This window comes from Haladaptatus rarus (genome assembly GCF_054177585.1).
Window position 1 is genome coordinate 140,284 of sequence record NZ_JBPEHG010000008.1, and the last position, 15,176, is coordinate 155,459.

16 protein-coding genes and 2 pseudogenes are annotated in these 15,176 nt (G+C 53.2%); 6 read left to right on the forward strand and 12 right to left on the reverse strand.

Translation table 11 applies throughout. The features are described 5' to 3' along the window. Positions 1-34 precede the first annotated feature (34 nt). A complete protein-coding gene (locus ACR3FE_RS17595) occupies positions 35-1,177 on the forward strand; it encodes a DUF1214 domain-containing protein (protein WP_458208700.1) in 1,143 nt (380 codons plus the stop codon). 428 nt (positions 1,178-1,605) lie between these two features. Here ACR3FE_RS17595 and ACR3FE_RS17600 read toward each other — a convergent pair whose 3' ends face one another. The 6 genes from ACR3FE_RS17600 to ACR3FE_RS17625 form a co-directional block, all read right to left on the reverse strand. Next, positions 1,606-2,406 (reverse strand): hypothetical protein, encoded by an 801-nt coding sequence (locus ACR3FE_RS17600; RefSeq protein ID WP_458208701.1) that lies wholly within the window; start codon positions 2,404-2,406, stop codon positions 1,606-1,608. Next, a complete protein-coding gene (locus tag ACR3FE_RS17605) occupies positions 2,399-2,791 on the reverse strand; it encodes a hypothetical protein (protein WP_458208703.1) in 393 nt (130 codons plus the stop codon). Before ACR3FE_RS17605 ends, ACR3FE_RS17600 begins: the two co-directional genes overlap by 8 nt. Continuing rightward, a complete protein-coding gene (locus tag ACR3FE_RS17610) occupies positions 2,788-3,120 on the reverse strand; it encodes a hypothetical protein (protein WP_458208704.1) in 333 nt (110 codons plus the stop codon). Before ACR3FE_RS17610 ends, ACR3FE_RS17605 begins: the two co-directional genes overlap by 4 nt. Positions 3,121-3,284: 164 nt before the next feature. After that, positions 3,285-3,551: a hypothetical protein gene (locus ACR3FE_RS17615; RefSeq protein ID WP_458208706.1), complete on the reverse strand. Its 267-nt coding sequence runs from the start codon at positions 3,549-3,551 to the stop codon at positions 3,285-3,287. A gap of 1,008 nt (positions 3,552-4,559) precedes the next feature. Next, a complete protein-coding gene (locus ACR3FE_RS17620) occupies positions 4,560-5,147 on the reverse strand; it encodes a hypothetical protein (protein WP_458208707.1) in 588 nt (195 codons plus the stop codon). Between the two features lie 146 nt (positions 5,148-5,293). Beyond that, on the reverse strand, positions 5,294-6,040 hold the full coding sequence (locus ACR3FE_RS17625; RefSeq protein WP_458208709.1) for a hypothetical protein: 747 nt from the start codon (positions 6,038-6,040) through the stop codon (positions 5,294-5,296). Between the two features lie 404 nt (positions 6,041-6,444). On the opposite strand from ACR3FE_RS17625, the gene ACR3FE_RS17630 reads away from it, so the two are divergent. Beyond that, positions 6,445-6,612: a DUF1931 domain-containing protein gene (locus tag ACR3FE_RS17630; protein WP_458208710.1), complete on the forward strand. Its 168-nt coding sequence runs from the start codon at positions 6,445-6,447 to the stop codon at positions 6,610-6,612. A gap of 541 nt (positions 6,613-7,153) precedes the next feature. On the opposite strand, the gene ACR3FE_RS17635 is transcribed toward ACR3FE_RS17630, so the two are convergent. After that, entirely contained in the window at positions 7,154-8,713 is a 1,560-nt protein-coding gene (locus ACR3FE_RS17635; RefSeq protein WP_458208711.1) for an outer membrane protein assembly factor BamB family protein, read from the reverse strand. A 782-nt stretch (positions 8,714-9,495) separates the two neighbouring features. On the opposite strand from ACR3FE_RS17635, the gene ACR3FE_RS17640 reads away from it, so the two are divergent. Continuing rightward, positions 9,496-9,732 carry a hypothetical protein gene (locus ACR3FE_RS17640; RefSeq protein WP_458208712.1) on the forward strand — a complete coding sequence of 79 codons (237 nt, stop codon included), beginning with the start codon at positions 9,496-9,498 and terminating at the stop codon, positions 9,730-9,732. Positions 9,733-9,789: 57 nt separating this feature from the next. On the opposite strand, the pseudogene ACR3FE_RS17645 reads toward ACR3FE_RS17640, so the two are convergent. Continuing rightward, positions 9,790-10,724, reverse strand: a pseudogene (locus tag ACR3FE_RS17645) (ArdC-like ssDNA-binding domain-containing protein). A gap of 267 nt (positions 10,725-10,991) precedes the next feature. Between ACR3FE_RS17645 and ACR3FE_RS17650 the strand changes: the two are divergent. Beyond that, positions 10,992-11,639, forward strand: a complete 648-nt coding sequence (locus ACR3FE_RS17650) for a hypothetical protein (protein WP_458208714.1) — start codon at positions 10,992-10,994, stop codon at positions 11,637-11,639. A gap of 364 nt (positions 11,640-12,003) precedes the next feature. Here ACR3FE_RS17650 and ACR3FE_RS17655 read toward each other — a convergent pair whose 3' ends face one another. After that, positions 12,004-12,495, reverse strand: a complete 492-nt coding sequence (locus tag ACR3FE_RS17655) for a DUF7995 family protein (RefSeq protein WP_458208716.1) — start codon at positions 12,493-12,495, stop codon at positions 12,004-12,006. A gap of 129 nt (positions 12,496-12,624) precedes the next feature. After that, positions 12,625-13,125 carry an SWIM zinc finger family protein gene (locus ACR3FE_RS17660; protein WP_458208718.1) on the reverse strand — a complete coding sequence of 167 codons (501 nt, stop codon included), beginning with the start codon at positions 13,123-13,125 and terminating at the stop codon, positions 12,625-12,627. Positions 13,126-13,209: 84 nt separating this feature from the next. Here ACR3FE_RS17660 and ACR3FE_RS17665 point away from each other — a divergent pair, with 84 nt between their 5' ends. Both ACR3FE_RS17665 and ACR3FE_RS17670 read left to right on the forward strand, forming a co-directional pair. Continuing rightward, a complete protein-coding gene (locus ACR3FE_RS17665) occupies positions 13,210-13,902 on the forward strand; it encodes a nucleotidyltransferase domain-containing protein (RefSeq protein ID WP_458208719.1) in 693 nt (230 codons plus the stop codon). Next, entirely contained in the window at positions 13,892-14,380 is a 489-nt protein-coding gene (locus ACR3FE_RS17670; protein WP_458208721.1) for a DUF8154 family protein, read from the forward strand. Before ACR3FE_RS17665 ends, ACR3FE_RS17670 begins: the two co-directional genes overlap by 11 nt. Positions 14,381-14,617: 237 nt before the next feature. On the opposite strand, the gene ACR3FE_RS17675 is transcribed toward ACR3FE_RS17670, so the two are convergent. Then, complete coding sequence (locus tag ACR3FE_RS17675) at positions 14,618-14,779, reverse strand: hypothetical protein (RefSeq protein WP_458208722.1); 162 nt, start codon at positions 14,777-14,779, stop codon at positions 14,618-14,620. 33 nt (positions 14,780-14,812) lie between these two features. Next, positions 14,813-15,109 (reverse strand): annotated as a pseudogene (locus tag ACR3FE_RS17680) (CPBP family intramembrane glutamic endopeptidase); the annotation flags it as partial. Between the last annotated feature and the right edge of the window lie 67 nt (positions 15,110-15,176).

Consider the following 15,176-nt stretch of genomic DNA (forward strand, 5'->3'; position numbering starts at 1 on the left):
TGGGCGCCGAGTGAGAGAACGAGAGTCACGATACATGACAAACAATAAACGCGATACAACCGCTGACGCAGAATCGGATTCGAACCCGCTGCAAGCAACCCGCCGAAGTGCGCTGCAAGGAGCAGGGCTTGCCGGCTTACTCGCACTGGGCGTTGGTAGTGCCAGCGCTCACCAAGACATGCCGAGCCAGACCACTGAACAGGCCCAGCAACAGACGACGGACAATACCAATGCAGTCCCAGTGACGTGGAAAAACTACCCCCGCGCCAACTGTCACATCACATGGCAGGGAACCGTCGACAATGGCGGGTTCGGACAGTTCTATCATCGCGAGAGTATCACTCCTATCGAGAACCAGGTAGCTATCGGGGAAGACCGCGACGTGCTCGGCTCATTCGGGGTGTTCGACCTGACCGAACCGGTCACCATCACGCTCCCGGACAGCGGTGACCGATATCGTTCGATGAACGTCCAGAACGAGTGCCAATATGTGAAACTGAGCGTCACCGAACCTGGCGTGTACACGATTACACGAGATATGGTCGAGACGCGGTACGTTGGCGTCCTGATTCGTGCGTTCGTCGACTCGAACGATCCGGCCGATGTGAAGCAAGTCCAGCAACTCCAGGACGAGACCGACGTAGAGCAGGCATCGGCTGGCTCATTCGAGATTCCTGACTGGGACCAGGAATCATACAAAGAACTCAACGACGCGCTCATCACTGTCGGACTCACGCTGGACGACTACTCGGACGCGTTTGGAGACGTCGGCGAGGTCGATCCCGTGAAATTTTTTATCGCCAGTACGGCAGGGTGGACCGGCGTTCCGGAACCGTCGGAAGCATTGATCCTCCACCGGACGCCCGCTCAAAACGACGGCGAGATGCCCTACACACTCACCGTCGAAGACGTTCCCGTCGACGGGTTCTGGTCGGTCAGCGTCTACAACGGGGACTTCTACTTCGAGAAGAACGAGTACGACGCGTACACGATCAACAACGCGACCGCACAGCGAGCCGACGACGGCAGCGTCACGATTCATTTCGGTGGCGACCCCGACCAGCCCAACTTCCTCTACACGCCAAAAGGATGGCACTATATCGTCCGACTCTACCAACCGCGCACGCCAATCATCAACGGGAGTTATCAATTCCCAGAGGCTCAGCCGGTCAAGTGAGGCGAGCGCGGATTAGCCGTATTGGCCGCTACTGACTGCGTCGGCGCCCTACCGACAGTCGGTTCGGTTGCTGTCTTGTCCTGACGGTCGTGCTGAACTTGTCCTCTGAATTCAGCACTCGATTCGTGCATTTGTTGACGATTTCAACAGAACGACTTTCCCGGGTCGTCGTTCAGGTCACTGTTTTCTCTGGAAGGGGTCGTTGGGTTAGCTACGCCGATCGGATCCGATCGATTATAACGTTGTAATAGAGGAGGATCGCGAGAGCGACCCCCTCCGTTTCGCAGAAATAGACGCAGAAAAAGACGCACTCCACCGTAACCAACACACTAGTACCACCATGTGTCACCGGCAGTGCGGTGTGAATCTCGGGTAGTGGTGTGGTTCAAGCGGGGGTTCTGCGAACCCCCGTGATTACAACGCTATAATTAGCGCCCTCCGTTCCCTCCCGCGTTTGCTTCGTGTGCTCGCATCCATCCGGCGAGGTCGGGATGGGCGAACGTGATCTCGATGTGATGACCACCGACACCCATCGCGTCGTCTACACACAGCGTTCGAGATTCTTTGTAGGTCACGCCGGGCACCCGTTCGGCCATCTCCTCCATCACACGATACCCATCGTTCTTGTACGCACAGCCATAGTGCGTTGCAACCTCTCGATAGCCTAACCGTGCGACCATCACGTCGTTTGTCTTGGCGACGTTCTTCGCGTGCTGGAGGACATCGAGGTACTTGTCCTCGACTTGCTGGTTCTCGGCACGCTTCTCGCGGAAGTTCACGAGCTCCGTATTCTGCTCTGCGCGTTGGATTGTCTCGAAGAGTCGGCGGCCTGCATTGGTTGCTTCCGCGGCGAGGTTTGGCGAGTCGTCGTCAACACTCTCTTCGGTCTCGTAATCGCGCACGAGGTTAATTATACGCGAGACTGACGCACGCACCCGACTGTTCTTCTCCTCTACGTCGGTGAGGTCGTCGACGTCCGCTTCTAGTGACTCGGTCATCTCTTCGAGACTACTGAGCTGCTGCCGGTCCTGAGCACGCTCTTTCGCTGTCTCTTCGCGATAGTCTTCGAGTTCGTCGACTCGCTGTTCGAGGTTGTCGATCCGTTCGTCTTTCTCGGCGACTTCTACTTCGAGGTCGTCAACACGATCACTGAGCGATTGGACGTGCTTGGCGAGGTCGCTAATCGAGACATTTTCGAGAGTGGTAGCTCCGGACGTGGTGTCAGTCATCGGCACGCACCTCCACTGTGGTCGCAGTGTCCTCTGCTGGCGTCGAGAGGCGCGGCAGGTGAGCGATGGTAGTGAGCGAACCGATACTACGGCTAGTCGTGTCAGTGGCGGTGTGAGTGTACTCGAGAACAGTCATAGAGGAATCGGGTTGACTGGTGCAGTGGTAGGTGGCTTGCTGAACGTCGTCCTGTGCAGTCGTGGTGATCGGTGGAGTCGTCAGAACGAGATGCGGTCCACAGCATGTCGGTGGGGTCGTTGCTTTGACCGTGCAAATCGTTCGGGGCAACTCTGTGGTCGTAATGCGAACGCAGTCACTCGGTTTGAGGTGTGTAACGAGCGAGTCGGCATCGCGAGGATTCAACGGCGTGGGCGCATACCCACTCACGTCTGCTCACCTCCCGTCGGGTTGACGATGCACTCGACAGTCGCATACGTTCGCAACCAGGCGTACTTCCCGGAGGGGGTGCGGCCGTACCGATCGAGGTCGGCCTCGGTGTGTTCGATTGTGTCGTAGTAGCGGTACTGCAGTCGGTAGAGGTCGTTCGACGGCGTGGCGACATACAGGACGTGCTCGCCGGGCTCGGGGCCACGACAGGAAAGCGTGGGTTCGTGGTGCTCACACTGATAGATGACACCCGTGAGTGTGCGTTTCTGGGTGTGGATCTGGATCGGATCTGTGCACTCTAGCGCGAGGACCGACTGCTGGTCGGTCATCGTCTTCGAGCCGCTGATGTACTGGCCGCCGTTTCATCTCAACCGTATCTGCGACCCACCGAGCGGTCATGGCCCGAAACTCGGACTCACGAATCACTCGAAGTATATCCTCATCACTTGTTTGCTCCGCAAATCGTCCCTGTTCACCGCTTTCACTCTAACCGCTAGCTTACTAACCGAATAGCCCTTGCGAGGACAATCAGCAGGGTTGCAAGAACGAGCGTCCAGACCGTATATCTCCCAACAGTGAACTCTGCTGGATCTTTGCTGAAAACCTCATAGATTGCTCCAACCGCCATTCCACATCCACCCACTGCTTGAAGTACTAGTGGAATACTTTGCTCACCAGTGATTACAGATATCAATGCAGGAATACCTAGAGCTGCGCCACCGATGAGCGTAGAGACGTAAAAGAGATAGAATCGGTTCATACCGCACCACTATTGTTTGTCAAATTAAAACTCTTCTAGTCAGCGTTGAGAAGATGTCAGTATCGTCTTCTTGCTCGGAGGCACGCCATGGCACGCGTTCGAGCAGGAAGGAGGGGTGGCGAGGGAAAGGGCGTGTGGATCGGGAGTGATGGCGCCAGACCCACGCGAGACCATTCAGGGTGTCAGAGGCAACCGCGCCACACCTGGTCCTTTGGGGGGTTCGGTATATGTTTTGTGCTACTGTTCGAAAATTAGACAGTCGCCTCTTATTTCAGAACAAGCCACTACAGTCAGCAAGTACGGTGTTGATGCTGGTATACCAGCAGTGCGCTTTTCAAGGATATAGAATGTAATTGAGAGCGAGTTGTGTGGCTACTAGCTATTGCAGTAGCTCATATTCGAGTACTGTCAAAGAGTTATTTCACTCTTCACGAAGCTTATGCTGTGATCAAAACATAACGAATTATGAACCGTCGAACTGTCCTTACTGGACTTTCTGTTGGTCTTGCGGGCTGTCTTGGACGAGGAGCAGATGGAACACAACCAGAGACAACAACTCACTCCAACGTGACACCGTCTACCGTTTCGCCGCCATCAAACGAAGAAGTGGATGGGCTCACCGCGAAGTTGGTTGTGGTTGATGGCCAAATGCCAGCCCCAGATGAGTCGGTCTCGGCTACCACGAACTGTAAGACGAAGACAACAGAATTGACCGGCTGGTTTCGTCCACCGACCGGCTGTCACGAGATGGTTCTCAAATCATTCGAGTTTAACCAAACCGAGGACAGAGCTACGATTGTCCTATCGAGCAAGTGGGGATCATCACGATCACCAGATGAGGTAGACTGTGGGGGAGTTACATTCAAATATAAACTAACACTCACATCAGAGACTGCCATTCCCGAGACGATACAAGTCGTTTACCAGACTCCAGACGGAGAACAAGCGATTGCATTCGAGCTACAGACAGAGACGTGTTGAGAAGATCGACTGGACGCACAGTATCTCTTAGTGCGATCGGGAACGGAACGCAGTAAGATATGACACAGTTGAGTCTCTGATCCCTGCTCCACTGTCTGAGCCACCAGCCTTGCGTACTCGTCGTTGCTGTCGAAATTGCTGCAATGCGGCTCCAGCGAAACAGACCAAGATGAACTGGAGATACAACTCGCCTAACGGTCCCACACCCTCAATCAACTGAGATGTAACCTGCGAATCCCGCTCAAAGGTAGAGTAGAGGGCAAGAGCTGCGATGACACGACCAATGAGGAGTCCACTGCCCCCTGTAACCAATAGCGCTTTGAAGAACTCTGGATACTCCTCCGTGAGGTCGAAGCCTTGGCCCAGCCAATATCCAAAGACAAAGATAAGAACAGGTGAGAGGACAAACGAGAGTATTCCTAACAGAATAAAGTGGTATGTGACTTGTTCACCGAGTGAATTCCCGATTGTGACGAACCAGACGGGAAATGATTCCCACGAGCCTCTGACAACCCGATCAATAGCAAACGCACTTCCTACCTCGAAGAACCAGAAGACACCGAGGAGGGTTGTGAAGAGAAGTATTGCTGTGGTGGAGCGGAAGTCACGTCTCATACATCGATACTTATTAGCATTGGATATAGCTCTTGTCTCACTAACAAGAATCGATATTGATCGCTCTGTTCCTCACTACTGCCTTGCCATTAGTTTGAGGCTATTTGAGAGCGCTGAAAGTATTTTTACGAGGACTGTAACGGTCGTCAGGTCGTCACTGCTGCCCAGAGAAAAATCATCCCAAATAGTCCGAGGAAAACACCGAAATAGACGTCGACACCGGACGGAATCTGATCAATCAGAAACACAACTCCTCCGATGCTCAGAAAGAGAAATCCAAATAGTCCAAGAGCAATCGAGACAGCACGAGGAGATCCATGATGTTCATCCGCAACTGGTTGGGAAACTCCCGCTTCAAACGTTTCTCTCGTTCGTCGCTCGATGTCGGTAGGGAGAACCACTAATCGGGGAGTAAGGGTGGTTGCAGTACCAGAGACATACGAAAGCCATAGAATCGAAAGTGCACCGACACGCAGTCGTCGTACACGAGTGAGCGTATCAAGATCCACCGTTCGATTATAGTAGGTGAGTGTGTTTTCTTCTGTGTCGATTTTTCCATCACTCTGCACCGCGGACGCAACTGGAAGGAGGACAAAGATACCAACGCCAAAGACGACAAGCGGGCCAAGAGGCGATACTTGGATTGAACCAAATAGAAGCAGTGCCCCACAGAGCGACAAAATTGGGAGCATACGAAGGGAAACTCCGAATGGAATGAATTGGGTTGGAGATGGCCGCTGATCTGCGTCCCTGAGCACTGGCAGAAGATAAAGCAGGGAAACTGGTCCACCAATTAATGCGAGCAAGAGGGCAAGGACAACAGGAGAGAAGTTGCCTTGCCAGATTTCAACGATAAGAAAGAATATACTGCCACAGACAGCAAGGAGGAACATACCTCCGAGCACGCTAATCGCAGTATATACGCAGAATCGGAGGAGCCGGGAATTTTGGACGCGGATGGACCATGAAATCGTGGAGGGCATCATATGCTGTAGATACGTGGACAGATATGAAAAAGCCATAGCGCGCCCACTATTCCTTCTGAACCCACCAGATAACCACCCGCGGACTCAATTTCCCACGTTCCAGTTCACCCCGCTCATGCAACTCCTCGAGCCGCTGATGTACTGGCCGCCGCTCCATCTCAACTGTATCTGCGACCCACCGAGCGGTCACTGCCGGAAACTCGGACGCACGAATCACTCGAAGAATATCCTCATCAGTGATCCGAATTACTGTCCCCTCTCGACTATTTTGCCGGTGTCTTTTTGTAGTATTATACCGTTTGGACGCTTGTATGGCCGATTTGATTGTCAAATCCGCAGTGAAAGAACAGCTCGAAGGACAAAATGTAGCGAGTGACTTCTACGATGCACTTGATGAAGAAGTCGCAGCAGTCCTCGACAACGCTGCTCGACGAGCCGAAGAAAACGACCGCAAAACTGTCCAAGCGCGCGATTTGTAGCAGCTCATCGCCTCGATGTAACATCAGCCTGTTTTTTCATCACTATACAGAACTCATTTTGCTAGCAGCTGACCGCTATTCCGGCCAAATCCACATCACGTGACGAGCCTCGGGCTTCTTCTTTCGAATTTCGCCGTTCTCATGGAGACGGTTAAGAACATTATAGGCCGACCGTCGCGACCAATCCAGTTCGTCCGCGATCTCGCTCGTCATGGAGGGTTTGGGTGGTTCCATCACCGCAAGTACATCCCATGGCCTTGGCTTTTCGACGACCCCGCCTTCCTCTTTTCACAAAGCGTGTATCTCCTCGATGTCGTTCGTCTATTTCTATAGATTCAGTGATAGTGACGAAATTAGTATTGTATACTAATCAACTGGCAACAGGAAAAAAGAGATAGGAGCGTTCTCGTCTTCAGGGCCAATAAAGTAGAGCAGGGGGTGCTCGAGTTCGACCTCGTCTAAATTCATCGGGAAGTTCTCACGTCGCATCGCAAATTGTGCTGTGATGGCGCTACCCTCATCAGCTAGTTTCCATTAGCTATCATTTATTACCTGGTAATTGACGAAGCGCATAGATAGTACCGCCAATTAGACTTCCAATCGCTCCAAGAATACCGAACCCGGGTTGCCCATCACTAGTTGTTGTCTGAGGTGACGTCTTCTCGGAGACCGAACTAGTTATCGACGTACTTGTTTGCCGCTGTTGTCCGGTCGTTGTTGGGTTCAGGGTTGAAGCCCGATCGGTCGTAGCTGAGTCCGCCGTCGTTGTTTCTTTGTTGGTCGTTGTCGGTGACGTCGTGGTTGTTCGGTCTTGTTCAGTCGTTTCCGGCGATGAAGTCGTGGTCGTTGTCTGTTGCTCCTCAGGTGGCTGGGGGATTGTCCGTGTCCTTCCATCGTCTGCAAACTGCGTGTTACACTCCGGCGCACACCCACAGCTGCTGAACGAATATATCTTTCCGTCTCCCCACCCTGCGCCCTCATCACGAGCTGCAAGCAACACGCGATCATCCGCAACAGCGGGAGAGAAAACAGTGGCTAAGCCATTGATTGTATGAGTCCACTGCTTCACACCAGTTTGTTTATCAATCGTATAGAGTCCCGGCGCGACCCATTGTGAAGGTGACTCAGGGCAGGCATGATAGCGAGCAGTGGCATACAATGAATTTGCATCAACTGCTGGATCTCCAACAAATGCAGCAGGCGTCTCAAGACGCCATTGTTCGGCACCCGTTTCTCGATCAAGTGCGACTGCAGTACCAACACCCTCGATTGGTGCATCGATATTTTGCATAACCATGAACGAGTTCGTTGTTCCTGTGGTGAGCAGATAGACACTGGTATCATCGACCGCCGGTGCACTCACATCGATCGTTCCGTCACGGACTGAAAGGGTGGTCTCCCACTCGACGTGCCCGTCGCTGGTCGAAAGCGCACATACGCGTGGTTCGATCCCCTCTTCGTCTACCTCCTCGGGCGAGACTAGATAGATAAAATCTTCATCAACTGCTTTCGGCAGTCCCTCAGTCCCATATGGTGAAAGCGCACGCCAACGCCTGGTGCCACCTTGGGCATCACGTGCGATGACCATGACAACATCCTCATCCGGTCGAGAAACAATTGCATATGTGTAGAGTGTCTCATCGACGATCCCGATTACCTCTTCATCTGCGGATGTGTCCCAGACTATCTCCCCTGTTTTTGCGTCAAGTGTAAGTCCAGACAGATACACGAGCCCATTTGAAATTTCGAGCTCAGAATAGTCGACTAGATCGGTGCGCGCCCAAAGTTCTTCTCCTGTCTTGGCATCGAGTGCGTACACGCCGTCTGCAACATAATGCTGTGCATCTCCCGATGAGGAGCCGCACCCATATAATACGCCATCCTCGATTACGGGAGAATGGGTGAGGTATCCGTATGGTGCGCTGGACTCATTGATGAGTGGATCAGATCCTTCTGCTATTCTTTCTTTTTCTTCTTCAGTTAGTTTGTGCTCATGGACACTCCAAAGAAGACTCCCTGTTTCGAGATCGTATGCACGGATATATCCTGAATATGAGACATACCCCCTGACTATACTAGTGTAGAGGACGCCATCACTCACCGTCGGCGTCCCCGTCAAATGACCACTACCGCCTTTCCAGTCAGTCTGCCCGTACGAATCAGTGGACTCATGGGACTGATTATAACGTGTTCGTCCTGTGGTTCCCCATGGGCGCGACCAGTTCGTCTCAGAGGTTGCCGTGGTTGCGGCAGCGTCATGTGTAAAGTGGGTGCCTACAAGCGTAGCGGTAGCTCCCAGTCCAATCGTTTGAAGAACGGTTCTACGGTTCATTATATACTGAACCGAAAAATGCCGTAATAAGCTTTGTGAGGGGCTAAACTAACTATTCATCCTCAGCTCGCCGATTACGCAAGTACCTGTAGCTATCATCTGCTTCAGTGCGCATCACTAACTGTACAACATCCACGATATCACCTATTGCTTAGTTACTCCCGACCTCCCTACCCTCATGCTTGGCTTCGAGCTGCTCGATGAGTCGTTGATTGAACTCATCTTTATCAGCTCCATTGTGGGCTCGTCGATGGCAGTTCGGACAAAGCGCAATCTCGTCTTCATCGGCTGCCGAGGAGGATACCCCGAGCCTCGAGGTCGGGGTTGTTGACGAGCCAGCGTTTCGTTTCACTTCCGCACCGGTTGGCTGACTTCTTTACCAATCGCCTTCGAAGAGGAATCTGCAGTCAGCGTAACCCAGTCAACGGCGTGGACCTCAATCCAACCCATCCTTCCACGCCGTTTGTTCCCCTTGTATTCAATCACCAACGAGGCGAGTGTCATTTTGTCCCAAGGCTTTACATCGGTAGTTCCTGTCTTTGATTATATCGATGATTTCGAATCGGCGATCACCACTCACACCACTTGCGCAAGAATCGCTCGAGACACTCGCAAACGCACTGCCGAGTGAGGGAGAACTCACGTACGAGCAAGCGTATGCAACCCTTAAAGATCGTGAGGAGCTCGAGCAGCCAGCGGCCGAAGATGTCATCGAACGACTCTACATGCGGGGCCACATCTACGAAGTCGAAGGAAAGATCCGGCTAACTGATCACCGACCTGAATAGCGAGGATGTCCTCGGTCGCAAAGTCATATTCAGCACTCGAATTCGACGGTGCCAAACTCACTCCCTTCTCTGTTCGACTACCTCAATAATCGTCGCTGCCGTGGTTCGAATTCGTCCAAGTCGATCTTGAATCGCGTCCGAATCATCGTCCTGCCATGCTGCGAGGTAGAATGCTGAGCCACTCGTGTCCAACCCAACGTACCGACCGACGATGTACGCGACGGCTTCCGCCTCGACTTCGCGTTTTGACCGTTCACATTCATCGTCGACATCGAAATGCAACAATGCGTGAGCGTATTCGTGGATCAGCGTCACAGCGAGATCCGCCTGATTTGCCCGTGCTTTCACTTCGACGATGGGCTGGAGATCGTACAGACTCCGCTGTTTGCAGACGCCCTTCGCCTTGCCGTGTTCCCAGTCGTCAGCGTCGACGATACGAACCGTCACCCCGAGCTCATCAGCTGCATCTTGGAGGGGGACACGAGATTTTCGGCATTTCCGGTTGCTTCGGTCTCGAGCTTGGGAAGTGGTTCACCCTCGGTCTGAGACACATCGAACACAGCCGTGGGTTTGAATCCGACGAGTCCTTTCGACCACGCTTCAGGTGGTGTCTCGTCATATTCACACTCACTTTGCTCGTGGTAGCTCAGTGAGTTCTCACATTCGGGACACTGTTTCGTGATGATGGGTGCCCAGATCCAGATTCCGTTCTCACCTTCCTTCACGTGGCGGTCGAACTCAGATCGCCACGCGTTGTACCCAGCGACCTTCGTCGCATTTGGACATTGAAGAGTGATCAAGAGCGTGTTCCGATGGGAGTAGTCATGAAACTTCGACTGGACATCTAGCCACTCCTGGAACTGTTGACTCGTTCTCGCCTCGTCAGTCAAGGCAGTGAGGTCGTCGATCCAGTGTTCGATCGTGCTGTGCATCTCGTCACGTCGGGTGTCGAAGTCGTCGAACGACACCGCAGTAGTGGTACTCTGAGCCATTGATTTTCGAACACGGACGCTTCTATCGAGCGCCCCGCACCCCTTGGGGGCCGAAAAAATCGCGTCTGTGCTCCACAACTAACGAACAATTGGCGATCTGCTGTTGGACTACAGACAGAGCAGGCCGGGTATCTCGAAGTGTGACCGCACGGCGCTTCACGGTCGAATCATGCAGTAGCCACTGCAAACCACGGAACTATGAATGAGAACACGCTGATTCTCCCAACAATGGGTTTAAATATAAACCGTTGAATGATGTAGAGTAGTGTGACAAAGACGGTCAGCTCCGACGAATCCTCATCCACCGCGACGACCGAGAGTGACGCTCCTGACCAGGACGAGAAAGAACTCTCCGATGTCGAAGCGTTACGGATCGCTCGTGAGGAATCGCGTGCAGTGCTTGATCATCGGGTAACGGATATCAACGCCATGGATGATGCAGCGCTGCGGATTGGCCGCGTTGCCGTGGTTGTACTCGGGATCATTCTCTCTGGTGCTGGACTCATTGGGACTTCCCGGATTACATCGATGCCGACCGGTGTGCTCATACTGTTTGGATCGGGTATTTTTATTCTTCTGCTCACGCTCCTCGTCTCGATTTTGACCTATACTGACTCTGAGCTTGATGTCGGTATTGATTCGACGTGGCGCGAAGAAGTTCGAGAGGAAGGCTATAGTGAGGAAGAGTGGCTTTCTACTTTACTCGAAGGATACGACGAGTGGATTGGAGTCCTCCAGCAGGAACAATCGGCAAATCGGTACCAACTTCTTGTCACGCAGTTGTTACTCGTTACGGCACTCCTGCTCCTTTTTCACGGCCTTGCCTTCCTTACGTGGGGGACGAATGGATTTCTTGGACTACTGATCCTCGTCTCGGGAGCCCTAGCTTTATCTGGCTTGAAGCGGAATATTTGAGTAGAACAATAGAACCATGGTTCAATCCCCGAAAACTGGCCGGAAATTGGGCTCGGAACGCATCGATAAAGCACCGAGCTTCCTCCGAAAATTGCTCGGTAGTCACGCCAAGTCCGCGACTGATGGTTCGGACCAAGACTAACGTATCTTCTCCGACGCTTACCTGCAGTACAGAAACTGCGTCTCGCTCCCCATGAGGTAAACCCCGCCGAATAGTCACGACCATGCGAGGGGTGTAGGGAACGTTCCTGCAGATGCTCTGCTCTCCCAAGGAGCGACAAACTACTCCAATGCTTCTCAACTAGCCCAAAAAGGATTGCTCTGTTAGATACTTCCGGGACGAGAGTTCGTTGCAATTGTTTGTTCAGTAGTCGACGTCCGCCGGGATGATCCACAGCTGCTCGTCAGCATTGAGCACATGATCGAGATGGTCACGATTACGAATCGCGTCGCCGAATTCGGTGTATAGGTAGAGCGACGGGCCACGATACGCGCCGAGATTGTAGCAGGCATGGCGGGCAAGATCTTTGTCGTGCATGAGTTCCTCATCACTGAACTCGGTGACCGCCGTTCTTACCTGTTCGAGATTCCGCTTGAATTCCAACTTGGTTGCCTCCCAGCCTCGCTCTAGGAGTTTTTCGCCGTCTTTTGACTCGACTAGTGCGACAACCGGAAGGTCGCCCCACCGAGCCTTGCCTGCGACGGACGACCGCTCGTCATCAAACATCACATAGTAATCAAAGATGGCAGCATTGTCGGGAGCAGCGCCAACCAATCGGTCGAACGCCGCTTTTCCGCATGCGAGTGCAGTCTCTTCAGTCGATGCTTCTACGAGTGCGTAAATTACCTGGTGCATATCGGTCACCTCGCCGACAAATTGATTCGACACAGCTCCATCACACAACACTTCATCTGTGCGCCGGCACCCATCGCCGGCGCCAATAAAATCCTCCTACAAGAAGCGCAGATTCACACGTGATTCACACTACTCTTCCGGGAGATCGCGACGCCCGGATCGCACACAGGGCCAACATGGAAAACCACTCAGTTCATCACAGTCACAGTCCGCTGGCTGGTCACTGTCTCTGTTGTCTGTATGGGTTTCAGGTTCGGTCTCAATTTGTGTCCCACCGTCTGCAACGAGGGAATGGTCTGTCGCTGCCTGCAGGAGTGGCATTGCAATTCGAACGCCAACCCGATGTTTGCATGCTCCTTCGTACCGAGTATCTGCAGGACACTCACAGGCGATGGGGATTCCATCGCGAATTGTGACGAGATATTCGTGATCGGCTGGATTTGCGTGACTCGTATTTCGAACGAGGACACCCCTCGTTGTGAGTGAAAATTCGAGGGCTTCATACTGGGCGCGCTTTGCGACTCGCTTGGTGAACGTCAGGTGGGAGAGGACGTTGTTACTGGACATACTCGCTCCACGAAGCACAGCTGCTGTGCCCCGCACCCCTTGGGGGCACGAAAAGAATCCCATTGAGAGTGATCTCTTCTCCTCAGTGCCCTTGGATCGCCGCTAATTACCCAATGCTTATTATACCCTGTTGCATAGAATCGAACGATGATTGATGAGGAGCAACGAGGTATAAGGGCATGTATCCAAATTCATCCAGGCGACGATTCACGGATTTTCCGACTCGGCGCCGCTGACGACATTCTCCGCGTATTGATTGATGCTCATGATACGGAGTTCACGCTGAAAGAACTTGGTCGAGAAACCGACTATTCCCGATCAACTGTCTGGCGAGCACTTGAGTTGCTCGATGAGTTGGGTATCATTCAGATCCGAGAGACCACACAGCGAAAGTACGTCTCTATCGACACACAGCACATAGAGAAATCAGAGCCCATCCTCGCCATCGAACAACCAGAGTATCACCAACCGATACGGGAGTATGTTCAGCGGATCCAAGATGCCCTCGGTGACACTGATGAGATCCAGGACATCACTGGTGTCCTTGTGTTTGGAAGCGTTGCACGGGGAGAAGCAGATCGGAAGAGCGACATCGATCTCTTTGTCCTCGTTGAGGGGGATCGGACTGTCGCTCGACGAATCGTAACAGAGGTTGCTACTGAGCTGGGAGACGAACAATTCGACGGTGATCGCTACGAGTTTGAATCGTATGTCGAATCCGTTGAGAGCGCACGGCGTGCTGGCACGAAACTCCGAGAGATGTTCCGTGAGGGAATTACCATTCACGGCGGGAATGAGTTCCAGCAAGTCAAAAAGGAGATACTCGCAGATGAGCGGTAATCGAATCGAGTCGCTCGTCGATAACGTACAAGCAGCCTTCGATCGCAGACCATCCGATATTGAAGACGGACTCGATACGGAGAGTGCAGATATTCTCCAGCTTCGAAAGTCCTGTCGACTTCTTGCTGGCGCAGAGATACTGCTGGACAGCGGATTTTACACCATCGTCATCGAAGCATCGTTCGTCGCGATTGAGCGCATTATCGAGTTCAAACTTCTCGAAAGCGGTATCGAACCCGGGGATCTCCCGGGAACGCATCCGGGTGTGTATCGGGAAGCAGCGACCCGAGGAATTCTAGCAGAGTCTGTCGCTGCAGATCTCAAAGACTTGTGGCGCAACCATCGCGCAAAAACGTACTACCAGGATGGGTTGGCCGCCCGAGAACGTGCTGAGAAAATGTACGAACTCGCTTCTGAGACGCATCTCTTCGTCGTTAACCTCTCCGCGAAGAAGCACGAGTGCCTCTGCGATTCGTGAAACTCTGTGTTTCTATTGGTATAGCTCTTTTTATACTCGGTATACGAATGGCTCGCTAGGAAACTCTTGTGTGAAAATCGGACCCGGATTGTATATCTCCAATCCTCGATCTGTCGCTCTGTGCAACCCATATATGAGAGTACACTCAACAGACGATGATATGCATGTTCTATCTCTGTAACTAGCGTTGTCGAGAACGTCATCACACCGATCGCACCCCTGGGGGCACAAGAGTCCCTAGGGAAGGAAGAGGTAGCTGAGGACCCACGCCGTCGTAAACACGCTCGCGACGACGACCCATAGGGAGACAAACCGGACGAGGACATCGTCGTGGTTGACGTACCGCCCGATTCGCTTCGACACCAGACCGACCAGCCCGGTCGCGTTCGACGCCGCCATACGGACAAGTATCGTGCTCTGCTGACAAATACATTAACGAGCCGGACGGGCAACGCCAAGCGACGGCCCAGCACTGATGACAAGGGCGACGACGGCAATTGTGAGCATCATAACGAGAAGTCCGAGCCCGAGGGGTGTCGTCGCACCCGCGGCTCCCCCGACCGGATAGTAATTCAGGAGTGCGTTGGCGCCCGCGTGCAAGAGAATCGCTGGTAGGACGCTTCCGTCGACCCGGTTCGTGAGCCACGTCAATAGAATCGAGAGTTCGACAAGCTGGAGCAGGTAGAGGCCGAGTGGGAGCGTGTGCTGGATGGTACCTGGAATAAATACTAGCGGAAGGTGCCACCCGGCCCAGACGACGCCAACGAGGAGTCCAGCCGTGAGCGGACTGTACGCC